This is a genomic window from Azospirillum sp. Marseille-Q6669 (assembly GCF_965111635.1).
Window position 1 is genome coordinate 1,955,159 of sequence record NZ_CBCOOP010000001.1, and the last position, 22,163, is coordinate 1,977,321.

General features: G+C 70.8%; 20 protein-coding genes, 5 tRNA genes and 2 pseudogenes. 9 read left to right on the plus strand and 18 right to left on the minus strand.

The features are described from left to right. Nucleotides 1–42: 42 nt before the first annotated feature. The 4 genes and pseudogenes from ACWPXE_RS08570 to ACWPXE_RS08585 all read left to right on the plus strand — a co-directional run bounded on the left by ACWPXE_RS08570 (nt 43) and on the right by ACWPXE_RS08585 (nt 3,866). Nucleotides 43–993, plus strand: coding sequence for an FAD binding domain-containing protein (locus ACWPXE_RS08570; RefSeq protein WP_174452257.1), 951 nt, complete (start codon nt 43–45; stop codon nt 991–993). A gap of 122 nt (nt 994–1,115) precedes the next feature. Then, nucleotides 1,116–3,185, plus strand: a pseudogene (locus ACWPXE_RS08575) (molybdopterin cofactor-binding domain-containing protein); the annotation flags it as partial. A 124-nt stretch (nt 3,186–3,309) separates the two neighbouring features. Then, nucleotides 3,310–3,648 (plus strand): hypothetical protein, encoded by a 339-nt coding sequence (locus ACWPXE_RS08580; RefSeq protein WP_454017932.1) that lies wholly within the window; start codon nt 3,310–3,312, stop codon nt 3,646–3,648. Next, on the plus strand, nt 3,645–3,866 hold the full coding sequence (locus ACWPXE_RS08585; RefSeq protein ID WP_454017917.1) for a glycine zipper 2TM domain-containing protein: 222 nt from the start codon (nt 3,645–3,647) through the stop codon (nt 3,864–3,866). Before ACWPXE_RS08580 ends, ACWPXE_RS08585 begins: the two co-directional genes overlap by 4 nt. A gap of 100 nt (nt 3,867–3,966) precedes the next feature. Here the strand turns inward: ACWPXE_RS08585 and ACWPXE_RS08590 are convergent. The 3 genes and pseudogenes from ACWPXE_RS08590 to ACWPXE_RS08600 form a co-directional block, all read right to left on the minus strand. Next, a pseudogene (locus ACWPXE_RS08590) lies at nt 3,967–4,897 on the minus strand (4-(cytidine 5'-diphospho)-2-C-methyl-D-erythritol kinase); the annotation flags it as partial. 100 nt (nt 4,898–4,997) lie between these two features. Further along, nucleotides 4,998–6,692: a tetratricopeptide repeat protein gene (locus tag ACWPXE_RS08595; RefSeq protein ID WP_454017468.1), complete on the minus strand. Its 1,695-nt coding sequence runs from the start codon at nt 6,690–6,692 to the stop codon at nt 4,998–5,000. A 140-nt stretch (nt 6,693–6,832) separates the two neighbouring features. After that, the gene (locus ACWPXE_RS08600) at nt 6,833–7,510 is read right to left on the minus strand and encodes a phosphotransferase family protein (RefSeq protein ID WP_454017469.1); all 678 of its coding nucleotides are present in this window, start codon (nt 7,508–7,510) and stop codon (nt 6,833–6,835) included. Between the two features lie 32 nt (nt 7,511–7,542). Between ACWPXE_RS08600 and ACWPXE_RS08605 the strand changes: the two genes are divergently transcribed. Continuing rightward, entirely contained in the window at nt 7,543–7,860 is a 318-nt protein-coding gene (locus ACWPXE_RS08605; protein WP_454017470.1) for a hypothetical protein, read from the plus strand. A gap of 16 nt (nt 7,861–7,876) precedes the next feature. Here ACWPXE_RS08605 and moaB read toward each other — a convergent pair whose 3' ends face one another. The 3 genes from moaB to ACWPXE_RS08620 form a co-directional block, all read right to left on the minus strand. Continuing rightward, a complete protein-coding gene (gene moaB, locus ACWPXE_RS08610) occupies nt 7,877–8,413 on the minus strand; it encodes a molybdenum cofactor biosynthesis protein B (RefSeq protein WP_454017471.1) in 537 nt (178 codons plus the stop codon). After that, the gene (locus ACWPXE_RS08615; protein ID WP_454017472.1) at nt 8,400–10,370 is read right to left on the minus strand and encodes a lytic transglycosylase domain-containing protein; all 1,971 of its coding nucleotides are present in this window, start codon (nt 10,368–10,370) and stop codon (nt 8,400–8,402) included. The genes moaB and ACWPXE_RS08615 overlap by 14 nt, the downstream gene beginning before the upstream one ends. A gap of 463 nt (nt 10,371–10,833) precedes the next feature. Further along, on the minus strand, nt 10,834–11,700 hold the full coding sequence (locus ACWPXE_RS08620; protein WP_454017473.1) for a uracil-DNA glycosylase: 867 nt from the start codon (nt 11,698–11,700) through the stop codon (nt 10,834–10,836). 145 nt (nt 11,701–11,845) lie between these two features. Between ACWPXE_RS08620 and ACWPXE_RS08625 the strand changes: the two genes are divergently transcribed. Continuing rightward, a complete protein-coding gene (locus ACWPXE_RS08625) occupies nt 11,846–13,495 on the plus strand; it encodes a 4Fe-4S dicluster domain-containing protein (RefSeq protein ID WP_454017474.1) in 1,650 nt (549 codons plus the stop codon). Between the two features lie 21 nt (nt 13,496–13,516). Here the strand turns inward: ACWPXE_RS08625 and ACWPXE_RS08630 are convergent, their stop codons facing one another. Further along, nucleotides 13,517–15,763, minus strand: a complete 2,247-nt coding sequence (locus ACWPXE_RS08630) for a helicase-related protein (protein WP_454017475.1) — start codon at nt 15,761–15,763, stop codon at nt 13,517–13,519. A gap of 113 nt (nt 15,764–15,876) precedes the next feature. Here ACWPXE_RS08630 and ACWPXE_RS08635 point away from each other — a divergent pair, with 113 nt between their 5' ends. Further along, nucleotides 15,877–16,326, plus strand: a complete 450-nt coding sequence (locus ACWPXE_RS08635) for a hypothetical protein (RefSeq protein WP_454017476.1) — start codon at nt 15,877–15,879, stop codon at nt 16,324–16,326. Nucleotides 16,327–16,339: 13 nt separating this feature from the next. Here the strand turns inward: ACWPXE_RS08635 and ACWPXE_RS08640 are convergent, their stop codons facing one another. Next, nucleotides 16,340–16,468: a hypothetical protein gene (locus ACWPXE_RS08640; protein ID WP_014197696.1), complete on the minus strand. Its 129-nt coding sequence runs from the start codon at nt 16,466–16,468 to the stop codon at nt 16,340–16,342. A gap of 165 nt (nt 16,469–16,633) precedes the next feature. On the opposite strand from ACWPXE_RS08640, the gene ACWPXE_RS08645 reads away from it, so the two are divergent. Beyond that, nucleotides 16,634–17,134, plus strand: coding sequence for a hypothetical protein (locus ACWPXE_RS08645; RefSeq protein WP_014197695.1), 501 nt, complete (start codon nt 16,634–16,636; stop codon nt 17,132–17,134). Nucleotides 17,135–17,153: 19 nt separating this feature from the next. Here the strand turns inward: ACWPXE_RS08645 and ACWPXE_RS08650 are convergent, their stop codons facing one another. The 9 genes from ACWPXE_RS08650 to ACWPXE_RS08690 all read right to left on the minus strand — a co-directional run bounded on the left by ACWPXE_RS08650 (nt 17,154) and on the right by ACWPXE_RS08690 (nt 20,039). Beyond that, nucleotides 17,154–17,918 (minus strand): Crp/Fnr family transcriptional regulator, encoded by a 765-nt coding sequence (locus ACWPXE_RS08650; protein ID WP_454017477.1) that lies wholly within the window; start codon nt 17,916–17,918, stop codon nt 17,154–17,156. Nucleotides 17,919–18,156: 238 nt separating this feature from the next. Beyond that, a complete protein-coding gene (locus tag ACWPXE_RS08655) occupies nt 18,157–18,498 on the minus strand; it encodes a Gas vesicle protein V (protein WP_454017478.1) in 342 nt (113 codons plus the stop codon). 120 nt (nt 18,499–18,618) lie between these two features. After that, nucleotides 18,619–19,104 (minus strand): hypothetical protein, encoded by a 486-nt coding sequence (locus ACWPXE_RS08660; RefSeq protein WP_237905619.1) that lies wholly within the window; start codon nt 19,102–19,104, stop codon nt 18,619–18,621. Nucleotides 19,105–19,171: 67 nt separating this feature from the next. After that, nucleotides 19,172–19,381 (minus strand): hypothetical protein, encoded by a 210-nt coding sequence (locus ACWPXE_RS08665; RefSeq protein ID WP_454017479.1) that lies wholly within the window; start codon nt 19,379–19,381, stop codon nt 19,172–19,174. A 145-nt stretch (nt 19,382–19,526) separates the two neighbouring features. Next, nucleotides 19,527–19,600 (minus strand) — tRNA-Gln (locus tag ACWPXE_RS08670). 1 nt (nt 19,601) lies between these two features. Further along, nucleotides 19,602–19,676 (minus strand) — tRNA-Val (locus ACWPXE_RS08675). 35 nt (nt 19,677–19,711) lie between these two features. Beyond that, nucleotides 19,712–19,788: transfer RNA gene (locus tag ACWPXE_RS08680), tRNA-Asp, on the minus strand. A gap of 99 nt (nt 19,789–19,887) precedes the next feature. Then, nucleotides 19,888–19,963: transfer RNA gene (locus ACWPXE_RS08685), tRNA-Ala, on the minus strand. Between the two features lies 1 nt (nt 19,964). Further along, a tRNA-Thr gene (locus ACWPXE_RS08690) sits at nt 19,965–20,039 on the minus strand. A 177-nt stretch (nt 20,040–20,216) separates the two neighbouring features. Between ACWPXE_RS08690 and ACWPXE_RS08695 the strand changes: the two genes are divergently transcribed. After that, nucleotides 20,217–21,551, plus strand: a complete 1,335-nt coding sequence (locus tag ACWPXE_RS08695) for a class I SAM-dependent methyltransferase (protein WP_454017480.1) — start codon at nt 20,217–20,219, stop codon at nt 21,549–21,551. A gap of 72 nt (nt 21,552–21,623) precedes the next feature. Here the strand turns inward: ACWPXE_RS08695 and ACWPXE_RS08700 are convergent, their stop codons facing one another. Beyond that, nucleotides 21,624–22,097: an RT0821/Lpp0805 family surface protein gene (locus ACWPXE_RS08700; RefSeq protein WP_014197686.1), complete on the minus strand. Its 474-nt coding sequence runs from the start codon at nt 22,095–22,097 to the stop codon at nt 21,624–21,626. Nucleotides 22,098–22,163: the final 66 nt, after the last annotated feature.

Sequence of the window (22,163 nt, forward strand, 5' to 3'; positions counted from 1 at the left end):
CCAACATCGTCGATGCGATCTCGGACGTTGCACGGAGGAGGCATGAGACCCTTCACCTACGAGCGGGCGGATTCCCCCGCCGCGGCGGCGGCGGCCGTCGAGCGCCGGCCGGGCGCCAAATTCATCGCGGGCGGCACCAACCTGCTCGACCTGATGAAGCTGGAGATCGAGACGCCGGCCCATCTGATCGACGTCAACGGGCTGAAGCTCGACACCGTGGAGGCGACGCCGGACGGCGGGCTGCGCATCGGCGCGCTGGTGCGCAACACGGCGCTGGCCGCCGACCAGCGGGTGCGGCGCGACTATGGCGTGCTGTCGCGGGCCCTGCTCGCCGGGGCGTCGGGCCAACTGCGCAACAAGGCGACGACGGCGGGCAATCTGCTCCAGCGCACGCGCTGCCCCTACTTCTACGACACCAACCAGCCCTGCAACAAACGCCAGCCCGGCAGCGGCTGCGCCGCCATCGGCGGCTACAGCCGGCAGCTCGCCGTGGTCGGATCGAGCGACGCCTGCATCGCCACCCACCCCAGCGACATGGCCGTCGCCATGCGCGCGCTGGACGCCACGGTGGAAACGGTGCGGGCCGACGGGACGACGCGGAAAATCCCCATCGCGGAGTTCCACCGGCTGCCCGGCGACACGCCGCACATCGAGACGGCGCTGGTTCCCGGCGAACTCATCACCGCGGTGACGCTGCCCAAGCCGGTCGGCGGCACCCACGTCTACCGCAAGGTGCGCGACCGCGCGTCCTATGCCTTCGCGCTCGTCTCCGTCGCGGCGGTGGTGCAGCGCGACGGCAGCGGCCGGGTGGCGCTTGGCGGCGTGGCGCACAAGCCATGGCGCGTCGAGGCCGCCGAGGCCGAGATGCCGCGCGGCGCCAAGGCGGTCACCGCCGGGCTGCTGGCCGATGCGAAGCCGACGCACGATAACGCATTCAAGCTGACCCTGGTCGAGCGGACGCTCGCCTCGGTGCTGGCCGAAGCGAAAGGGTGAGACATGAAGTTCGACACTCCCGCGACCACCAACCCGATCGACCAGTTGAAGGTGGTGGGCAAGCCGACCGACCGCATCGACGGGCCGCTGAAGACGACGGGAAAGGCCACCTACGCCTATGAATGGCACGACGTGGCGCCGAACGTCGCCTATGGCTGGGTCATCGGCTCGGGCATCGCCAAGGGGCGCATCGCGTCCATGGATCTGGAAGCGGCGCGAAAGGCCCCCGGCGTCGTCGCCATCGTCACGGCGGAGAACGCCGGCTCCCTCGAAAAGAGCAAGCGCAACGCCGCGACCCTGCTCGGCGGGCCGGAGATCGAGCATTACCAGCAGGCCGTCGCCCTGGTGGTGGCGGAAACCTTCGAGCAGGCGCGCACCGCGGCGGGGCTCGTCCGCATCGACTACACTGCCACGGACGGCGCCTATGATCTGGCGGCGGTCAAGGACAAGGCGGAGAAGACCAAGGACGGCGATTCGGTGGTCGGCGATTTCGCCGGCGCCTTCGCGGCGGCGCCCGTGACGCTCGACGAGACCTACACCACGCCGGACGAAAGCCACGCGATGATGGAGCCGCACGCGACCATCGCCGCCTGGGAGGGCGACCGGCTGACCGTCTGGACCTCCAACCAGATGATCGACTGGATGGTCACCGACCTGTCGGCGACGCTGAAGATGCCGAAGGACAAGGTGCGCGTGATCTCCCCTTCATCGGCGGCGGCTTCGGCGGAAAGCTGTTCCTGCGCGCCGACGCGCTGCTGGCGGCGCTGGGCGCGCGGGAGGCCGGGCGGCCGGTCAAGGTCGGGCTGTCGCGGCCGTTGATGATGAACAACACCACGCACCGCCCCGCCACCATCCAGCGCGTCCGCATCGGCGCCATGCCGGACGGCACGATCACCGCCATCGCCCATGAAAGCTGGTCGGGCAACCTGCCCGGCGGCTCGGAGGAGACGGCGACCGACCAGACGCGGCTGCTCTACGCCGGGGCGAACCGCCTGATCGGCAACCGCATCGCCACGCTCGACCTGCCCGAAGGGAACGCCATGCGGGCGCCGGGCGAGGCGTCGGGGATGATGGCGCTGGAGGTCGCCATGGACGAGATGGCGGAGACGCTGGGCATGGACCCGGTGGAGTTCCGCATCCGCAACGACACCCAGACCGACCCCGCCGATCCCAACCGGGCCTTCTCGCAGCGCCAGCTCGTGCAGTGCCTGCGCCTGGGGGCGGAGCGGTTCGGCTGGGCCAAGCGCAACCCGAAGCCGGGGCAGGTGCGCGACGGGCGCTGGCTGGTCGGGCTGGGCATGGCGGCGGCCTTCCGCAACAACCTGCTGACCAAATCGGCGGCGCGGGTGCGGCTGGACCAGCGCGGGATCGTCACGGTCGAGACCGACATGACCGACATCGGCACCGGCAGCTACACCATCATCGCCCAGACCGCGGCGGAGATGATGGGGGTGGGTCTGGACAAGGTGGCGGTGCGGCTCGGCGATTCGAGTTTCCCGGTGTCCGCGGGCTCGGGCGGCCAATGGGGCGCCAACAACGCCACCGCCGGGGTCTACGCCGCCTGCGTGAAACTGCGCGAGGCGGTGGCGCAGCGGCTGGGCGTCAACTCCGCCGACGCGCAGTTCGTTGACGGTCAGGTCGTCGCCGGCAACCGCAGGGTCCCGTTGGCCGAAGCGGCGGGCGCCGACGGCCTGTCCGCCGAGGACGGCATCGAATACGGCGACCTCGACAAGAAATACCAGCAGTCGACCTTCGGCGCCCATTACGTGGAGGCGGCGGTCGACGCCGCGACCGGCGAGATCCGCGTGCGGCGGATGCTGGCGGTCTGTGCGGCGGGCCGCATCCTGAACCCGAAGTCAGCGCGCAGCCAGGTGATCGGCGCCATGACCATGGGCGTCGGCGCCGCGCTGATGGAGGAGCTGGCGCTCGACAAGCGGACAGGCTTCTTCGTCAACCACGACCTCGCCGGCTACGAGGTGCCCGTCCACGCCGACATCCCGCACCAGGAGGTGATCTTCCTGGACGAGGCCGACCCGATCTCCTCGCCGATGAAGGCGAAGGGGGTGGGCGAGCTGGGCCTGTGCGGTGTGGGCGCAGCGGTCGCCAACGCGGTCCACAACGCGACGGGCCTGAGGGTGCGCGAATACCCGATCACGCTGGACAAGTTCCTGGATCGGCTGCCGGCGGTGGGGTGAGGTTGCTCTTGCCCCACCCCCTTCGCGCACTCTCAAAATTGTCACGCGCTTCCCGGTTGTCGGATGGATGAAGACTCCAGCCCCGGATGTTCATTCGGGTGAGACGTACCCTGGAGACATCATGACGCACATCCGCTTCACCCCCAAATCCCTCGCCGTCGCGCTGCTGGCCGGTGTGGCGGCCCTGGGCGCGGGGGTGTCCCCGGTCCTCGCCGATCCGCTGGACTGGGCCCCGGCCCATGGCTGGCGCGCCAAGCAGGAGCGCCATCATGAGCGCGAACGCCATGACCGTGAGCGCCATGAGCGTGGCCGGTATTACGAGCACGGCTACATCGACGGCGGCTATGGCGACGGGCGGGTGGTGATCGTCCGCCGCCCCCGCCGGTGGTGGTCTATGAGGAGCCGCCGGTCGTGCATTATGCTCCGGCCCCCGTCTACATCGAGGAGCCGCCGCCAGTGATCGTCCAGCAGCGCCCGCGCGTGGTCCGCGCGGCGCCGCAGGTCGTGGAGTGCGGGCCACTCGATGGCGACCTGATCGGCGTGCTGGGCGGGGCCGCGGTCGGCGGGCTGGTCGGCTCGCAGTTCGGGCGTGGCGACGGCAAGCTGGCGGCGACGGCCGCCGGCACGCTGGGCGGCGCCATGCTGGGTGGCGCGATAACCCGCAGCGGTGGTTGCTGATCCCTCAGCCGACGCCCCAGCCGCCGGTGTCCGGGAAGGGGACCGGCGGCGCCGGGGCGGTGGTGAGCGCGGACGGTGCCACCAATCCCTTGGGCAGCGGCGGCGCGTCCGCCGGGGTCGGCAGGAGCCGCGCGGACTTCGCCCACCAGCGCGGCCGCGCCGCCCGGATCGACCGGGCGGCGGCGGCGGCCTGTTCCGCATCCGCATAGAGGCCGAAGCAGGTCGCACCGCTGCCCGACAGGCGGGCCAGCAGGCAACCGTCCGTGCCTTCCAGCGCCGCCAGCGCGTCGGCGATCACCGGGGCGACGGTCAGCGCCGGTTCGGTCAGGTCGTTGCGCCGCTCCTTCAGCAGCGCGGCCAGCGCCGCAGCGTCGGCCGGCGCCTCGGTGAAGCGGGCCGGTGCCGAGAAGGCGCTCTTGAAGGCGCCCTTGCGCGCCTTGAACACGGCGGGGGTCGGCACCGGCACGCCGGGGTTGACCAGCACCGCATGGGTTTCCGGCAGAGCCGGCGCCTCCTCCAGCACCTCTCCCACGCCGCCGAAATAGCAGCTCCGCCCGGCGACGCAGACCGGCACGTCGGCGCCCAGCGAGACCGCGACCTCGTAGATCCGCCGGTCGGTCACCGGCACGTCCCACAGGCGGGCCAGGGCGCGCAGCGTCGCCGCGGCGTCCGCCGAGCCGCCGCCGATCCCGGAGGCGATGGGCAGCACTTTCTCCAGCGCGATCATGGCGTCGGCCTCGCGCCCCAGCCGGGCGGCCAGCGCGTGGGCGGCCCGGATGACGAGGTTGTTCGCCGGATTCTCCCCATCAAGGCCGGGCCGAAGGGGCCGGAGATGGCTAGCCGCGGCCCGACCGGCGGCAGGTCCACCCGCGCAGCGCGATCCGCGCCACGCCCGGCTGCACCGTCACCCGGTCCGCCACGTCGGCGAAGGCGACGAGGCTGTCCAACTCGTGATAGCCGTCGTCCCGGCGGCCCACCACATGCAGATAGAGGTTCAGCTTGGCCGGCGCGGCCTCGGCGATGGCGCTCATGGTCGGGTCCCCGGAAACGAAAAGCCCTTCTTCCCGAATGGGGAAGAAGGGCTTTATGCGGCATGGGCGCGGTGAGCGCCAGAGCCTATGCAGGCGCCGCTTACTGAACCTTCGGCGCTGCCGCCTCGGCGGCCTTGGGGTCGATCAGGCCCTTGTCCAACTTGGCCCGGATGTCCTCCTTCTGCGGCTCCTCCTCCGCGGTGCGGAGCGCGCGGGTCCATTGGAAGCGGGCCTCGTTGCGGCGCCCGACGCGCCAGTAGGCGTCGCCCAGATGGTCGTTGATGGTGGCGTCGGTCGGCTTCAGCTCCACCGCGCGCTCCAGCTTCTCCACCGCCCCTTCGAAATCGCCGGTGCGGTAGAGCGCCCAGCCCAGGCTGTCGACGATGTAGCCGTCCTTGGGGCGCAGGGCGACGGCCTTCTCGATCATTTTCTTGGCCTCCTCCAGGTTCAGCCCACGGTCGACGTAGCTGTAGCCCAGATAGTTCAGCAGAAAGGCCTCGTCCGGCTTCAGCGCCAGCGCCGCCCGCAGGTCGCGTTCAGCGTCCGGCCAGCGATCCACCTTGTCGTAGGACATGGCGCGGGCGTAGAGCACCGCCCAATGCCGCTCCTCCGGCGTGCCGATGCGCTCCAGCGCCTTGCTGTAGCTGTCGGCGGCCTCGCCGTAGCGCTTGGCGACGCGGTACAGGTCGCCCAGCCGGATCAGCGCGTCGGTTCGCTCGGGACGCTCGGCGGACAGGGAGGAGAAGGCGGCGATGGCGTCGTCGGTGCGTTCCAGCCGGGCGAGGCTCTCGGCGGCGCGCAGCCGGGCGGTCCAGCCCAGCACCGGGTCCTTCTCAAGCGCCTGGAACTCGACCAGCGCGTCGGCGTGGTGGTCGCGGTTCTCCATGATGTCGCCGATCATCAGCCGCGCTAGCGACAGGTCGGGGCGCAGATGAAGGGCGATCCGCCCGAACAGCAGGGCGGTTTCCTCCGCCCCCTCGTGATGGATGGCGCTGCCCAGGTCGAACAGGGCCTCCGCCAGCCCCTGCTTGGCGTCGGACACCACCGCGGCGGCGGCCGTGCCCTCGTCCAGCGCCTTCAGCGCCGGCTCGACCATCAGGCTGTCGGGGTTGCCGGCGCGGAAGGACTCGTACAGCTTGCGGGCTTCATCCTTGCGGCCGCTGCGCTCATAGAAGCTGCCGACGATCTGGATGACGCGCAGCGGCGCCTCCTTGTCCAGCACGCGGGCGAAGCGTTCCCCGGCGGCGTCCTTGCGCCCGCCCAACTCCAGCAGCAGACCGGCGTGCAGGTCGTGCAGGGCGGCGAAGCCGCTGGCGGTGGAGAGCGGCTCCAGCGCCTTCAGCGCCGCGTCGGTCTTGCCCTCCGCGGCGGCCAGCCAAGCGTCGATCAGCGGGCCGATGTATTTCGCCATGCCCTCCTTGGGCATGCGCGCGGCCATGGCCTTGGCTTCCTTCAACTTGCCGCGGGCCAGATTGTCGGAGGCCAGCAGGGCGATGGCCATCTGCGGGTCGTTGTCCTGTTCCAGCAGCCGCTTGGCGAGGTCGATGGCAGCGTCGAACTGCCCTTCGCCCAGCTTCAGCAGGTAGGTGCGGCGCAGCAGCGTCAGGTCGCCGGGGTCGGCGGACAGGGCGTGCGCCATGAACAGGGCGGCGGCGGCCCAATCATCCTGGCGCTGGGCGAAGCGCCCGGCCAGATAGCTGCCCGTCGCCGAGGTCAGCGACGGACGTTCCGTCGCCGCCGGGGCCGCGGCGACGGCGTTGCCGGCCGGCAGGAGGCCCGCCGTCGAAAGGAGCAAGGCGCCAAACGCCGTCCGACCAAATCGGGCCCGGCCAAATCGGAATGTCATCATGCCGCGTCCACCTGCACGCCTACGGAGTCCGGATCAGGAAAGCCTGAAACTCGATTCCTCAGTCTAACACCAACCGCCGGCAAGGGTTAACCACGCTGCGGCCCGATCCATCGCATGTCTCGGCCGCTCAATGCCCCCGTCCTGGCGCCATTCGGCGGCGACACGCCGGATGACGTCCGGGCGGAGGACGTCGACCGCGTGGGCGTCCATGTGGGCCGCCAGCGAGTCCGGCATGTCCGGCGAGAGGGCCGCCCCTCCACCCGCCAGCGGGCCATCCAGGACAAGGTGCGCAGCCAGGTCAGCCGGCGCAAGGGCCGGCGCCACGGGCGCACCGCCTCGGCCAGCGCGGGCGGCACCGCGGCCTCCCAGGCCGCGTGGAACGCCGCGACCTCGTCCGGCGCCAGGACCGCCGCGACCTCCCGCTCCCACATCGTGGAGGTGTAGAGGCTGGCGTGGGCGAGGTCGATGGCCGGGTGGCCGTACTGGGCCTTCTCCAGATCGGTGAACCACGCTTTGCCGGCGGCGTCGATCAGAAAGTTGCCGGGGTGGACGTCGCTGCCGACCAGCGTGATGGGGACCGGCGCCGCGCAGCGGAAGGCGCGGGCGTCGTCGAGTTCCCGCTCCAGCAGGGCGAGGGCGTTCGGCGCCAGCCCGGCGCGCTCGAACCACACCGCCTGCCGCTCCACCTGGGCCAGGGTCGCCGCCACCGGGTCGGCAGGGGCGGGCAGGGGGACGCTCGCCGTCCGGCGGCAGGGGCAGGGCATGCAAGGCGGCGAGCGCCCGCGCGATGGCCGGCATGTTGCCCGGCAGGCGCGGCGGGCGCCCGACGATTTCCGTCACCACCAGCGCGCCCATGGGCAGCTCCGGCCCCGGCGGCAGGACGGCGGCCAGCTCCGGAGTGTGTCCGCCGGGGGCGGCGCGGCGGAAGGCGGTGGCCTGCTGTTCCAGATTGGCGAAGGGGTCGAGCCCGAGCTGGCTCCAGCGCGGGACGCGGGCGACCAAGCCCTTTCCCGACAGCCGCACATGGTCGTGCGCCACGCCCCGGCGCGGCATCGGTTCCAGCGCCCCGGAAGGCAAACCGGCGAAGGTCGGCAGCCGCGTCAGGGCACCGTGAAGACCGGCGGTGTCGGTCACACCTGATGCTCGCGCAGGCGCGGCATCAGTTCGACGAGGTTGCAGGGGCGGTGCCGGTTGTCGAGCTGGAACACCAGGATGTCGTCCCAGGCGTCGCGGCAGGCGCTGGGCGAACCCGGCAGGGCGAAGATGTAGGTGCCGTTGGCGACCCCGCCGGTCGCCCGGCTCTGGATTGTCGAGGTGCCGACCTTGGCGTAGCTGAGTTGGCGGAACAGCTCCCCGAAGCCGGGGATCGCCTTGTCGAACAGCGCCTCCACCGCCTCCGGCGTCACGTCGCGGCCGGTCACGCCGGTGCCGCCGGTGGTCAGCACGACGTCGACCTCCGGATCGGCGATCCAGGCCTGGACCTGGGCGCGGATGGCGGCGACGTCGTCCTTCACGATGGCGCGGGCGCCCAGCCGGTGGCCGGCGCCGGTCAGCCGCTCCGCCAGCGCGTCGCCCGAGCGGTCGTCGGCGAGCGTGCGCGTGTCGGATACGGTCATGACGGCGATGTTGACGGGCAGGAACGGGCGGGTTTCGTCAATTTTCGGCATCGGCGGATTCGGCGTGTTGCGCGACCTGGGTGGACCGGGCCGCCGGGAAGACATCCACCGGCATATAGACCGGCCAGCCGCCCGCCGCAACGGCGTCCAGCGATTCGATTTCCTGCCCCAGCCGCAGCCGGTAGATCCAGAAGTTGGCGACGACCTTCTCGACGTAGTTCCGCGTCTCGGCGTAGGGCAGGCTCTCGATGAACAGCAGCGGGTCGTTGCCGATGTCCGACAGCTCCCGGCGCCAGCGCGCCAGCGTGCCGGGGCCGGCGTTGTAGGCGGCGGCCAGCAGGAACAGGTTTTTGCCGATGTCCTGGCTGTTCAGAAGCTCCGCCATGTAGCGCTGCCCGAGCTCCATGTTGGTGGAGGGGTCGAACAGGCCGGTGCGGGCGGCGTCGGCCTCGCCGATGTCGGCGTTGCGCTCCTGCACGTGCTGGGCGGTGGCCGGCATGATCTGCATCAGACCGGTGGCCCCGGCGGAGCTGACCAGCCGCGGGTCGAAGCGCGATTCCTGCCGCATCACCGCGAAGACCAGCGCGCGGTCCACGGCGAACCCGTCGCGCGGCTTCCAGTGCGGCACCGGGTAGAGGGCCGCCGTGTAGGGCGCGCCGTCCGGACCGGCCACCGCGTTGCCGACCTGGAGCGCCAGCCCCGGCAACCCGGCGCGGTCGGCCAGCGCCACCAGCGCCTGCTCGGCCAGCGCGTCGCCGCGCGGGTGGATGCGGCGCAGCTCCAGCTCCGCCGTTTCGCGCTGTCCAGCCTGGATCAGGGCGATGGCGCGGGTGCCGCCGGGCAGGGCGGACAACGCCTTCAGATGGTCCCCGGTCAGCTCCGGCGTGCGCCAGTTGAGGTCGCCCGAGCCGCCCAGCTTGCGGTGGGCGAGAAGCCCATAGAAGGTGTGCGGGTAGCGCGCCGCTGCGGCCAGATGGGCGCGGGCCTGCTCTTCGCGGCCCCGGCGGGCGTGGGCGCGGGCGGCCCAGAAATCGGCGGCGGAGGCCAGCCAGGGCGATCGCGGTCCAGCCTCGGCCAGATTGGCGAAGTGGCGGGCGGCACGGTCGTACTGCTTCAGCCGCCAAGCGGCGAGGCCGGCGATCCAATGCGCCTCGGTCACCGCCGGGCCGGAACGGGCGGCGCTGGCCGAGGCCAGCGACAACGCCTGCGTCACGTCGCCGGAATAATAGAGCGAGGCGGCGATCCGTGCCCGCGCCTGGTCATACTGCACCGAATCGAGGCTGCGCCCGAAGTCGTCCTGGTTGAGCAGGGCGAGCGCCGCCCCCGGCTTGCCGGCGCGCAGCAAGTCGGTCACGCGGGACGGGGTGGTGTGAGTGGTGCGGCTGGCGGTGCGGCTGCGCGGGGCGACGGTGAGCTTGGTCTTGTCCTCGGCGACCTCGGCGCTCTTGTCCGGGTCGGACTGGTCCTCGTCGGAGACGGCCTCCGGCAGCGGTTCGGGGCGCAGTCCGCCCAACCGCTCCAGCGATCCGGTCAGCCGCTCCCCGTCGCTGCCGCGCGGCGGCTTCAGGGCGCGCTGCTGGCCGGCAGGGGCGCGGCGCTGGGCCAGGGCGTGGATGCGCTCGGCCCCCGGCAGGTCGCCGTAGCGCTGGAGCCAGCCGGCCAACTCGTCGTAGCTGGCCTTGCGGTCGGGGTGCAGATAGCGCTGGCGCAGCACATGGCCCATCAGGCGGCGGTCGCGCAGCAGGCGGATTTCCCAGTCGGCGCCTTCCCACTCGCCCCGCTCCTGGAGCGCGAAGATGCGCCGGTAATGGCGGGCGTCCTCTTCCGTCAGCTGGACGGCGCGGGCGTCGGCGTCCGTCGCCAGAAGCAGGTTCTGCTCGGCACGATCAAATCCCGGCGGGACGACGGGGCGTCCATCCGGCGCGTGGATCACAAGGCCAGCCTGGGCTGGGCGATAGCCGCCCGTCGGGTCGGGTGCCGCGCACAGCGCCAGCGCCACCCCCGCCATTCCCAGGACCTTCCGCCGCAGCGAGACGGTGTTTGCTGCGCTGCACAATATCCGGAACATGATATTCGAATAACCGCACTGGACGGGAATCGCAAGAAGATGATTCCCCAACAGCGGTCAATGCGGCCTGTTAACAAGGATTTTCAGCAACTTAGTGGGAGTGGAAAAATGGCCCTAGCCCAGTGGGAAGACCCTTTTGGCGCAAGGTCATGGGTCTTTCTGTGCCATTTGGCGCAACGGCATAGCGGCGACTTGGTAAACCACTCCGATCTTTCGAAGTACTTGAGTAATGTTTGGAATATCTATGGATGTCGAATGTTCGAATGACAGCGCAAGAATAGACGCAATAAGAGAGGCATTTTAGGAAATGGGCGTCATTAACCACTGCGGTGGCGGGTTTGCCCCCCTCCCCTGCGTCAGCGGGAGAGGGTTAGGGTGGGGGCAAAACGACGATCGCGGTTGGTCAACCCGGAAAGCGCTGGCGCAGGGTCAGCAGGTCACGCCACGCCTCGCGCTTGGCGATGGGATTGCGCAGCAGATAGGCCGGGTGCAGCATCGGCAGGACCGGCACCGGGCCGGACAGGCCGGGGGAGGCGTAGTCGAACCAGCGGCCGCGCAGGCGGGTGATGCCCTCCGCCCGGTTGAGCAAAGTCTTGGCGGAGGTGCCGCCCAGCGGTACCAGCACCTTCGGCCCGATCAGCTCGACGTGCCGTTCCAGGAAGGGCAGGCAGGCGGCGATCTCCGCCTGGGTCGGTGACCGATTGCCGGGCGGGCGCCAGGGCAGGATGTTGCTGATGTAGACCGTGCTGCGATCGAGTCCCACCTGGGCCAGCATGCGGTCGAGCAGCTTGCCGCTGACCCCGACGAAGGGCTTGCCCTGCCGGTCCTCGTCCTCGCCCGGCGCCTCGCCGATCAGCATGATGTCCGCAGCGGGATTGCCGTCCGCGAAGACCGTGTTCATCGCCGTCGCCTTCAGCGGGCAACCGTCGAAGGCGCGCAGCGCCGACTCCAGCTCCTCCAGGCTGCGCGCCTCGGCGGCGCGGGCGCGGGCGCTCGCCCCGGCCTCGCTGGCGCCCAGCGGCAGGTCCGCCGTGACGGGCGCACCGAACATCGACGCGCCGGAGGGACCCCCGAACGCCGACCGTGGCGTCGCCGCCGGGGCGGGGCGCGCCGCGGCGGGCGGCAGCGCCGATGCGCCGGCCGGCGCACGCGCCACCGCCGGCCGGGCGGCCAGCTTCGCCCAGTCCAAAGGCTCGTCCCCGATCGCTTCGTCGCACCCGATGTCGACGTGCCAGCGCAGGGCGGCGAGGATGTCGGATTGGTCAATCATCGTTTGACCTTACCACGGCTCCTGTGGTCTTACATGGGCTTAGATATCCTTTTTGGCGGGTGCGAAAGGCATACGCCGTTCCGAAAGCCGCCGGACCCTGCGGAAATGGCCCCGGCGCTTCAATCAAGCGGGAGGCATGGGGACCATGGATCGCGATCCGCGCGAGGTGATGGAGTACGACGTCCTTGTCGTCGGAGCCGGCCCGTCGGGCCTGAGCGCGGCCATCCGCCTGAAACAGCTCGCCAATGAGGCCGGACAGGAATTGTCGGTCTGCGTCGTCGAGAAGGGCTCGGAGGTCGGCGCCCATCTGCTCTCCGGCGCGGTGTTCGAGCCGCACGCGCTCGACGAGCTGATCCCCGACTGGAAGGAGAAGGGCGCGCCCCTGACCACCCCGGCCCGCGAGGACCGCTTCCTCTTCCTCACCGAGACCAAGGCGCTGAAGTCGCCCTTCGCCCCGCCGCAGATGCACAATCACGGCAACTACATCATTAGCCTCGGCAACCTCGCCCGCTGGATGGCCGGGCAGGCCGAGGAGCTGGGTGTGGAGATCTACCCCGGCTTCGCCGCGGCGGAGGTGCTCTATGACGACAGCGGTGCGGTCAAGGGTGTGGCCACCGGCGACATGGGCATCGGCAAGGACGGCGAGAAGACCGCCAACTACACGCCGGGCATGGAGCTGCACGCCCGGCAGACCATCTTCGCCGAGGGCTGCCGCGGCTCGCTGACCAAGACGCTGTTCGAGCGCTTCGACCTGCGCCGCGACGCCGACCCGCAGACCTACGGCATCGGCATCAAGGAGCTGTGGGAGGTGGCGCCGGAGAAATCCCAGCCCGGTCTGATCGTCCACACCATCGGCTGGCCGATGGACCCCAAGACCTACGGCGGCTCCTGGCTCTACCACATGGAGGGCAACCTGGTGTCGGTCGGCTTCGTGGTCGGGCTCGACTACGAGAACCCGCACCTGTCGCCCTTCGAGGAGTTCCAGCGCTACAAGACCCACCCGGCCATCCGCCCGACCTTCGAGGGCGGGCGGCGCATCGCCTATGGTGCGCGGGCCCTGTCGGAAGGCGGCTTCCAGTCGATCCCCAAGCTGACCTTCCCCGGCGGTGTGATCGTCGGCGACGCGGCGGGCTTCCTCAACGTGCCCAAGATCAAGGGCAACCACACCGCGATGAAGTCAGGCATGCTGGCGGCCGAGGCGGTGCATGAGTTGCTGTCCGCCGAGGCAGCGGCGCGCGAGGCGGTGGCCTATCCGGAGAAGCTGAAGGCGTCCTGGGTGTGGTCGGAACTGCATGCGGTGCGCAACATCCGCCCCGGCTTCCAGAAGGGGCTGTGGGCGGGTCTGGCCAACGCGGCCTACGAGACGGCGACCAAGGGCAAGTCGCCGTGGACGCTGCACCATCGGCACGGCGACCACGAGACGCTGAAGAAGGCGTCGGAGATGCCGAAGATCGCCTATCCCAAGCCGGACGGCGTGGTGTCGTTCGACCGGCTGTCCTCGGTGTATCTGTCGAACACCAACCACGAGGAGGACCAGCCGGCGCACCTGACGCTGAAGGACGCGTCGGTGCCGATCGCGGTCAATCTGGCGCTCTACGACGCGCCGGAGACGCGCTACTGCCCGGCGGGCGTGTACGAGATCGTGCGGGCGGAGGACGGCAGCGACCCGCGCCTGCAGATCAACGCGCAGAACTGCGTGCACTGCAAGACCTGCGACATCAAGGACCCCACCCAGAACATCAACTGGGTCGTCCCGGAGGGCGGCGGCGGCCCGAACTATCCGGGCGGGATGTAAGGTCCCGCTTCTGCCGCCGCTTTACCGCCGCGGGCCGAAGCGCTTGCGCGGGGCGCCGCGGAAACCGGCCTTGGGCGGCGGCTCGCGCCGCTGCCCGGCGGACCGCGCCCCGCGTGTGGCGAGAAGGTCGGCCAGACGCCGGCTGATCTCGCCGCGGCGGCTGCGCACCGCCTCCCGTTCCGGGAACAGGGACGGGAACTTGCGCGCCGCCCAGTAATAAAGGTCGCAGGCCCGCGACAGCCCCTCCAGCGCCGCCCCGTCCAGCCCGTCCAACCGCGCCGGGACGAAGCGCCCGAGGGGAGACGGCTCCCCGGCCTCCACCGTGCCGAGGATGGCGGCGAGGATGCGCGCCTCCGCCTCGTCCTCCAGGTCGGCGGGGATCAGCAGCAGGTCCAGCTTGGCGGGCAGGGTCAGCCGCCGCTCGTCCAGCATCACCGCCAGCCGCCGCATCCCCGACAGGTCGCCCACCCGGTAGGGCGACCCCGCCGTGCGGGCGTCGGCGACGCAGTCGAGCAGCAGGACCGTCTCCTCCGTCCCGATGTGATCGGCCAGACGGGCCAGCATGGCGCGGGTCGGCCGCACGGTCAGCGGAGCGTCGGCGCGCAGCCGCCCGTCCGCCTTCTCCAGCAGAGTGCGCAGGGCCTGCGGCGTGCCGCGGCCGACCACGCCGAACTCCCCCGACTCGAACTTGCCGAATCGTCCGGCGCGGCCGGCGATCTGCTTGACCTCCGTCGCGCTCAGCGGGCGGACGCTGGTCCCGTCGAACTTCTCCAGCGCGGTGAACAGCACCCGCCGGCAGGGCAGGTTCAGCCCCATGCCGATGGCGTCCGTTGCCACCACCACGTCGGCCTCGCCGGACAGGAAGCGCGCGGCCTCCCGCCGCCGCACCTCCGGGGCCAGCGCGCCGTAGACCGCGGCGACCGACAGGCCCTTGGCGCGCAGCGTGTCGCGCACGGAATGGATTTCCCGCCGGGAGAAGGCGATCAGCGCGTCGCCCGGCTCCACCTCCTCCCAGTTCAGGCGGCGGTCGATCAGGGTCAGCGGCACCTTGCGCTCCAGTTCGATCACCTCCAGCCGTTCCCCGAGATGGGCCGCCACCCGCTCGACCAGCGGGCGGGCCTCCGGGGCGCCCAGGATGTAGACGGTCTCCGCCGGGGCGCCCATCAACGCCGCCGTCCAAGCCCAGCCGCGGTCGGGATCGGCGAGCATCTGGATTTCATCGATCACCGCCACCTCCACCGGGCGGTCGGGGTCCATCACCTCGATGGTCGAGGCGGTGTGACGGGCGCCGGGCGTCGCAATCGCCTCCTCGCCGGTCAGCAGGGAGGCGGGGGTGCCCTCGGCGTTCAGCCGCTCCATCACCTCCAGCGCCAGCAGGCGAAGCGGCGCCAGATAGATGCCGTCATAGGCGCCCTTCAGCGCCTCGATGGCGTGGTGGGTCTTGCCGGAGTTGGTCGGGCCGACCACCAGGACCAGCCGCCGCCCCAGCCCACGGGCCACCGGGAACAGCTTCTCGAAGCGGGCGAGGTCGAAATGCCGGTCCACGTAGGCGCGCCCGCGCGCCTCGGCCCGCTCGCGCCGCCACACGGCGAACTCGCGGTCCCAGCGCTCCAGCAACTCGTCCACCCCATGGCGGTTGCGGGCGGCGCGGGACAGCCGGTCGGCCAAAGACGCGAAGGTCCAGGCATCGTCCGCACCGTCCGCCTCCCCGGCGTAGCGGTGCAGCCGGGCGGCGGCGCGCGACAGCGCGTCCTCCAGCGCGGCGGCCAGCGCCGGGTCGCCCTCCAGCCGCAGGGCCAGATCGTCGTCCGTCAGGTCGGCCAGTTCCATGGCGTCGAGCACGCGCGAGACCTGGAGCCGCACCGGGGCGGGCAAGCCGGGCCAGGGCAGGTCGTCGCTGCGCACCGCCCGGACCCGCGTGCGGTCATCCGCCGGGTGCAGGCTGGTCGACCAGCCCTCCAGCGCGCGGCGCCCCTGGGCGAGCAGGGCGTTGCGCCGCCGCGCGCGGTCGAGCGTGCCCTGGATTTCCAGCAGCACCGCCTCGCGGCGCTCCGCCGGGACCAGCAGGTCGCGCTTGCCCTTGGGCAGCGGCAGGCCGAGCGGCACCAGCCCCAGCCCTTCCCCATGGGCCACCCGCGCCACGCCCGCGGCGGCGGCGGTGACCACGTCGGGGTGGGCGCTGGCCAGCTCGTGCACCAGATGCGGGTCGGCGGACTCGCCATCTCCGGAAGAGGCGGCGTGGGAAGGGTCGGGAGAGGTCATGTCCATAGGGCGCGGTCTCTGGAAAACTTTTCACAAATTCGCACTGGCGGTCCGCGGCCATCCATGTCATGAGCCACGTCCCGCAGGGGCAGTCCCGGCCCCGAGGCAGGCATCAAGCCATGACCAGACCGCTCCGCGCAAAGATTCTCCGACCCGACCTCGATCCGGCCCACCGCAAGGGCGCCAGCGGGGAGAACCGCTGCCGCTGCTGCGGGCGGCCCGGTGGCGCCGTCGTGCGCTGCCTGCCGGACGGCCGCTGGTACGACGCCGCCGACCAGACCTGGCGCGACGGACGCGGGCGGCGGGCGGCCTGGCCCGATGTGGTGGAGTATGCCGAGACCCGCGATGTGCAGGTCGTCGTCCGCCCGGTCCGCCCTTCCGGCAACCCGGAGGCCCGCCCAAAGAACCTCTGCCGCCGCTGCCACATGCAGGAGGAGGCGCTGCGCAACGCCATCCGCTCCCGCATCCGGGCGCGGATGCGCCGCGCGCTGGGCGACCTGTTCCTTGGCGATTATTCGGCGCCGGGTATCCTGGAGCGCGCGATGGCGCTCTACCGCCGCAAGTCCTGACCTCAAGGACTCGCTACACGGGCTCCTGCGGCTCGCCGGGCATGGGCGGAGCCTCCACCGGCTCGTCCGGCGGGGCGTCGGGCGGCAGCGGCATGGGGATCGGCACGTCGGGTTCCTGCCGGGGCGGCGGGTAGGGGCTCATGTCCGGTCTCCGGTGATGGGGTGGGGCGGTCCTGTTGAAACACCGCCTCTGCGCAATCGCTCCACTGGTTTTTCCATCGGCTTCTCCACCAGCGCGGCGCATGACCAAAATCAAAGCGGCGGCCCGGATCATCGCGGACAATGCCCGCGAAAGGATCGCCCGCCCATGCCCAGAAGCTTCATTCTCGCTCCCCTTGCCAAGACCCAGGCCGATCAGGCGCTGCCCGTCGTCCAGACCCTGCACCGTGACATGACGCTGGACGAGTGGCGGCAGGTGGCCGCCCTGTTCCTGCAGGACGGCGGCGACGGCGGGGTGATGGCCTGCGAGATGAGCGACGGCCACATCCGCGGCCTGTTCTGCTACCGCGTCAGCGCCGAAGGGATGATCCGCGTGCTGACGGTGCCGATCTTCATCGCAGTGGGGCTGTTCGACGCGGCGGTGACCTCGGCGGCGCAGGCCGACGGCATCGACCTTCTGGCGCGCAAGCTGGGCTGCTCGTCGGTGGTGGTGGACGAGCGCGGCTGCGTCGTCGCGGCGACCGCGCCGAAGCTCGACGCCGCGGGCCTGTTCGGCCGGCTGGGCTATCGCCGGGTCGGGCAGGCCTTCGTGAAGGACGTGGCGGCAGGGTTCGGCGGCGAGGGCTATCCGGTGGCGGGCCGGGCCTGAAACGGAATGGAGCGGGGAATCAGGCGGCGGCTTCGAGCACCGCCGGGTTCTCGATGCGGATGCGGTCGTTGGTCAGGCGGGTGATCGCCCCGGCGACTTCCAGCTTGCGCAGCACGCGCGACAGCGTTTCGGGGCGCAGGCCGAGATAGGCGCCGATGTCCACCTTCGGCATGGGAAGGAAGACGCTGGGCGTGCCGTCCGCCAGGGGCCGCGACCGCCGCGACAAAGCGAGGAGGAAGCTGGACACCCGCTCCACCGCCGTCTTGCAGCCGAGCAGCAGGATCTGGTCCTGTGCCGCCGACAGCTCGACCGAGGTCATGGCGAGCAGCCGGCCCTGAACCGCCGGGTGCCGCTCCATCAGGCGGCGCAGCGCCGTCCGCGACATGCGGCAGACGGTGGAGGCGGTGACGGTCTCGGCGGTGTAGGCGTAGCCGGTGCCCACAGCCAGCCCGATGACGTCGCCCGCGGTGGCGAAGCCGGTGATCTGCTGCCGCCCGTCCGGCAGGGTCTTGTAGAGCTTCAGCATGCCCGACATGACGGTGAAGACGGCCTCGGCCTCCCCCCCCTCCATCACCACGGGGGTCGCCGACAGCAGGTCCAGCGGGCGGGACGTCGTCGACAGGTCCGGCAGGTCCCCGGCGGTCAGGGCGCCGCACAGCCCCTTGCTCCGCGCCGAGCAGCCGGCGCAGCGGCCGGTCACCGTCTCCGCTGCCCGCGTCGGCGGAGCGGAAATCGGCGGCGGGACAATGGCTGCGGTGGTGGCGGCGGCGACGGAGAAGGTCATGGCTGTACCCCTGGGCTGTCTCGCTTCGGCGCCACGGAACGGCGCGCTCGCTTAGGACGTCCGGCCCAGACCGAAGCATCAGACTAAGGTCTTGGAACCGAGCCAAAGGTATGAGCTATGACCAGGGCCCGCCCTGATCTGGATCAACCGGATCCGGCATCGGTCCGGCGATGGGGCGGCCGGACAGAGCAACGGCCCGGAGGGTGGTCCGGGCCGTGAGGCATGTTTTCGCTGAGGTTCAGAGGGTCCGGCCGGGCCGTCCGCGCGGCGGGAAGCGGCTGGAGGTGGCGCGCATGGTGCCGTCCGCCATCGGCACGGCGCCGGATTCCGCGTCCTCGTCATCGTCGCGGGGGCGACGGGACTCGCGGTCCGTCACCCGGGCCGCCTCGGCGCGGGAGATCGAGGATTCCAGTTCGCGGATGCGCGCCTGCAGGCTGCCGACGACCGCAGCACCCGCCTGACGGGACTTGAACTGTTCGAGATCCTGCTTCAGGCGGAGCAGCTGATTCTTCTGTTCCGGGAGGCTCGGCCCGTCGCGGCGCTTCGTCACGCGATAGACTTTTTCGTCGAATCGGTTCACTGCGTTTCTCCTGTCTGCTCTTAAGCAGATTGGGTCGACGCGCCGCTGCACCATCGTTCGAATGGGATAGGCCCTGCATTTCTACCGCTGGTGGCAGCGGCGGTGGCGTCCTTCCGGCGCTCAGGGCATCCGCTCGTTGACGCTCCGTTCAGCGGCGACCGCGGCGGCCAAGGCGTCGCGGTAGCGGCGCAGCCGCGCGTAGGTCGGCCAGGCCATGCCGACCAGCGGGTCGCACCAGTGCACCAGCACCATCAGCCCCATCCCGGCGAAGCCGCCGATCAGCGTGCCCGAGAGCAGGCCGGGCAGGGCGCCCAGGATCCAGGGATCGGACAGCCGCCCGGCGTCGTAGGCCTGCAGACCCGCCATCCCCAGTGTGGCCGCCAGGGCGAGCAGGACCCCGACACGGCCCGGCGCGTACCAGATCCGCAAGTCGTCCCGGGTCAGGCCGTAATCTTCAGGGACCGGTCGCGCCGCAGCCTCCGCGGCGCCGTCCGGGCGCGCGTCGCCATTCCGGGACGTTCCGGTCACCTCCACCGGCGTTCCGCCCCCTTCGATCACCCGCCAGCGCCGCCGTGGGCAGTTGCCATCGTCTTCCAACCGTTCCATTGCGCGATATTGCTCGGGCGGAGGGGATTCGGCAACGGCGCTGTTTCGCGGTGCTCTCGCCCGGAGTTCAGCCGGGGCGGCCTTCCGCCGCCCCGGTGCCGGCAGCCGGCCGGAATCCGCCATCGGACAGCATGGCCTCGCAGTCCGCCTCTTGGGCGTACTTCACGATGCTGCCGTCGGCCAGCCGCAGATCATAGGATGGATGCCCACCCAAGGTCCGCGCGATCACCATGGCGTCCTGCCCATGATGCCGGACCTTCGTGCCCAGTCGCAGCATGGTTGCAACCCCCGCATCCCGTGTTTCGTTAACGAAACCTTACCTCGGGTTGCCGTCAACGGACGAGCAACAAAAAGAGGCATCGGAATGGGGCGGCGAACCGCGATGTTGGGGCGGTGTGTTGTGGGGGGAGAGAAAGGTGGTTTGGTTGGGGGACTAGGATTCGAACCTAGGTAGCCAGAGTCAGAGTCTGGAGTCCTACCGCTAGACGATCCCCCAATGGTGGTCCCGACTGGGATTGAACCAGTGACCCCTACGATGTCAACGTAGTGCTCTCCCGCTGAGCTACAGGACCAAACCGCGAGATACTTAACCTAACCACAAGAAACGTGGCGCGAGTGACGGGACTTGAACCCGCGGCCTCCGGCGTGACAGGCCGGCGCTCTAACCAACTGAGCTACACCCGCGTCGTAGGCGACCTTCTAAAGAACAAAGACCGCCGAAGCAAGCACTAAATTCAACCTTACCCAACTTACTCAAGTCAACCAACCAACCGCCGAAGAAGTTGGTGGAGCCGAGGGGGATCGAACCCCTGACCTCCTCATTGCGAACGAGGCGCTCTCCCATCTGAGCTACGGCCCCATGGTGCTGCCAGAGAGGATTGAACTCTCGACCTCTCCCTTACCAAGGGAGTGCTCTACCACTGAGCTACGGCAGCGTCCGGCGGGAGCGGGTGAATAGCAATCCAGGCCGCCCCCTGTCAAAGGGAAAAATATCGAAGGGGGCATTTCTTTCTTTTCACCCCCGCGACGGCCGCAGGCGGCGCTTGCATCCCGCCGCTTTCGCGGGGCATCTCATGCCCCATTCCGACCATGCCCGACCGACAGGTTTTCTCGTGGATGAGGTTCTGACCGAGGCGCGCCGCCTGATCGCGGCGCGGCATTACCGGCAGGCGGTGCGCCTGCTGCGGGACACCGCGCCGGAGTCCGGCGGCTCCGCCGAACACGACCGGGCCGAACGCGACCGGCTGACCGGCATGGCCGCTCTCGGCCGGCGCGACGCCGCGGCCGCCACCGCCGCGCTGCGCCGTGCCCTGGCGCGCGATCCGGGACACTCGGAAACCCTCTATCATATTGCCCAGGCCGTGCTGGCCGCTGGGGATCGCCTGCAGGCGGTGCGCTGGCTGGAGCGGGTGGCTGTGGCCGACCCCGCCTTCCCCGGCCTCCCTGAGGCGCTGGCCGGCGTCTACCGCCGCGACGCCCTCTATGAGGAGGCGCTGCGGGTGACCGGGGAGGCGCTGGCCGCCGGGAACCGGTCGGCGGACATCCTCTACGAGCGGGCGGTCAGCCTCGCCCATCTCGGCGACGCCGCGGGCGCGCTGGCCATCTTCGACGAGCGGCTGGCCGACGATCCGGAGCACGCCGCCGCGTGGTTCGGCAGCCACGCCGCAGCGCTCGGCCTGAACGGTGTCGAGGACGCGCTGCGCCGCCTGCGCCGTGCCGCGGACTGTCCGGGGGCGGCGGGCAAATACTGGGGCTTCCTGTGCGCCTATCTGCTGCTGCTGGGCCGCGACGCGGAGGCCGGGGCGCTGTACCGCGCGAAGCTGGCCGGGCAGCCGAAGCGTCTGCCGCTGGTCGAGGCGGTGACGGCGATCCGCCCGCACCTCGCTCCGGACTTGCGGCTGTTCGGCGTGGGGGCGGAGCTGTTGCGGTTCGCGCTGGAGCGGGCGGAGCTGCCCGGTCTGGTGCTGGAGTTCGGCGTGCGCCGCGGCACCTCGCTGAACCAGATCGCCGCGGTGGCCGCGCAGACCGTGCACGGTTTCGATTCGTTCGAAGGGCTGCCGGAGGGCTGGGTCAACGCGCCGCGCGGCGTGCTCAGTACGGGCAAGAGCCAGCCGCCGGTGCGCGACAACGCGGTGCTGCACGCGGGTTGGTTCGAGGACACGCTGCCGCCCTTCCTGGCGGCCCACGGCGGCGCGGTGCGCTTCGTCAATGTGGACAGCGACATCTATTCGTCGGCGCGGACGGTGCTGACCGCCCTGGCGCCACGCTTCCAGGCGGGGACGGTGCTGGTCTTCGACGAGTTCATCGGGAACCGGACGTGGCGCGAGGACGAGTACCGCGCCTTCATGGAGTATGCGGCCGAGTCCGGTGCGGCCTGGGAGATCATCGCCGTCAGCCCGCACACCAAGCAGGTGGCGATTCGGCTGACCGCTCTTCCCGCGTCATGACGGGGCTCCCGCCCCGGCCGCCGACCCCGCGGCTTGCGGAGGGGACGGCCGGGGCAGGGGGCGTGCCGGGTGTTAGGACACGATGCGCCAGCTGCCGTCCGGCTGCTGGCAGGCGGTGCCGTTGGCCCGCTCGGCCTTGCCGCCGACATAGACGGTCTGCTGGTACTCGCGGCAATAATTGCCGGAGTTGTCGCGGCCGTCGCGGATCGGGGTGATGGTGCCGCGGTTGCCCGATTCCGGGTTGTTCCACTGGATGGTCGAGCCCATCGGCGCCGCATAGGCCTGGGTGGCGGCGCGCTGGGCGTAGCCCTCGTCCGCGCGGTCGAGCGACTGGCCAAGCTCGCTGCCGAGATAGGCGCCGAGCAGCGTGCCCACACCGGTGGTGATCAGCTTGCCGGTGCCGCCGCCGAACTGCGAGCCGATCACGCCGCCGGCCGCCGCGCCGCCGAGCGCGCCGACCGTCTGCTTGGTCCCGATGCCGCTGCCGCCGCTCTGGCAGGCGGCGAGCGACAGGGCGACGAAGGCGGTAACAGCGATCTTCTTCATAGGGTCTCTGCCTCTTGGTTCCGTATAAGCCATCAACACGTAAGGCTTCGCTTTAATCCGGGGGAG

Excerpts from the sequence above, each read along its gene's own strand:
- ACWPXE_RS08640 (WP_014197696.1), bottom strand. The coding sequence starts at position 16,468 with ATGAGCCCCTACCCGCCGCCCCGGCAGGAACCCGACGTGCCGATCCCC.
- ACWPXE_RS08600 (WP_454017469.1), bottom strand. The coding sequence starts at position 7,510 with ATGCCCTGCCCCTGCCGCCGGACGGCGAGCGTCCCCCTGCCCGCCCCT.
- ACWPXE_RS08625 (WP_454017474.1), top strand. The coding sequence starts at position 11,846 with ATGGATCGCGATCCGCGCGAGGTGATGGAGTACGACGTCCTTGTCGTC.
- ACWPXE_RS08580 (WP_454017932.1), top strand. The coding sequence starts at position 3,310 with ATGACGCACATCCGCTTCACCCCCAAATCCCTCGCCGTCGCGCTGCTG.
- ACWPXE_RS08700 (WP_014197686.1), bottom strand. The coding sequence starts at position 22,097 with ATGAAGAAGATCGCTGTTACCGCCTTCGTCGCCCTGTCGCTCGCCGCC.
- moaB (WP_454017471.1), bottom strand. The coding sequence starts at position 8,413 with ATGCCGAAAATTGACGAAACCCGCCCGTTCCTGCCCGTCAACATCGCC.
- ACWPXE_RS08660 (WP_237905619.1), bottom strand. The coding sequence starts at position 19,104 with ATGGAACGGTTGGAAGACGATGGCAACTGCCCACGGCGGCGCTGGCGG.
- ACWPXE_RS08665 (WP_454017479.1), bottom strand. The coding sequence starts at position 19,381 with ATGCTGCGACTGGGCACGAAGGTCCGGCATCATGGGCAGGACGCCATG.
- ACWPXE_RS08570 (WP_174452257.1), top strand. The coding sequence starts at position 43 with ATGAGACCCTTCACCTACGAGCGGGCGGATTCCCCCGCCGCGGCGGCG.
- ACWPXE_RS08645 (WP_014197695.1), top strand. The coding sequence starts at position 16,634 with ATGCCCAGAAGCTTCATTCTCGCTCCCCTTGCCAAGACCCAGGCCGAT.
- ACWPXE_RS08630 (WP_454017475.1), bottom strand. The coding sequence starts at position 15,763 with ATGGACATGACCTCTCCCGACCCTTCCCACGCCGCCTCTTCCGGAGAT.
- ACWPXE_RS08620 (WP_454017473.1), bottom strand. The coding sequence starts at position 11,700 with ATGATTGACCAATCCGACATCCTCGCCGCCCTGCGCTGGCACGTCGAC.
- ACWPXE_RS08605 (WP_454017470.1), top strand. The coding sequence starts at position 7,543 with ATGTTGCCCGGCAGGCGCGGCGGGCGCCCGACGATTTCCGTCACCACC.
- ACWPXE_RS08635 (WP_454017476.1), top strand. The coding sequence starts at position 15,877 with ATGACCAGACCGCTCCGCGCAAAGATTCTCCGACCCGACCTCGATCCG.
- ACWPXE_RS08650 (WP_454017477.1), bottom strand. The coding sequence starts at position 17,918 with ATGACCTTCTCCGTCGCCGCCGCCACCACCGCAGCCATTGTCCCGCCG.
- ACWPXE_RS08615 (WP_454017472.1), bottom strand. The coding sequence starts at position 10,370 with ATGGCGGGGGTGGCGCTGGCGCTGTGCGCGGCACCCGACCCGACGGGC.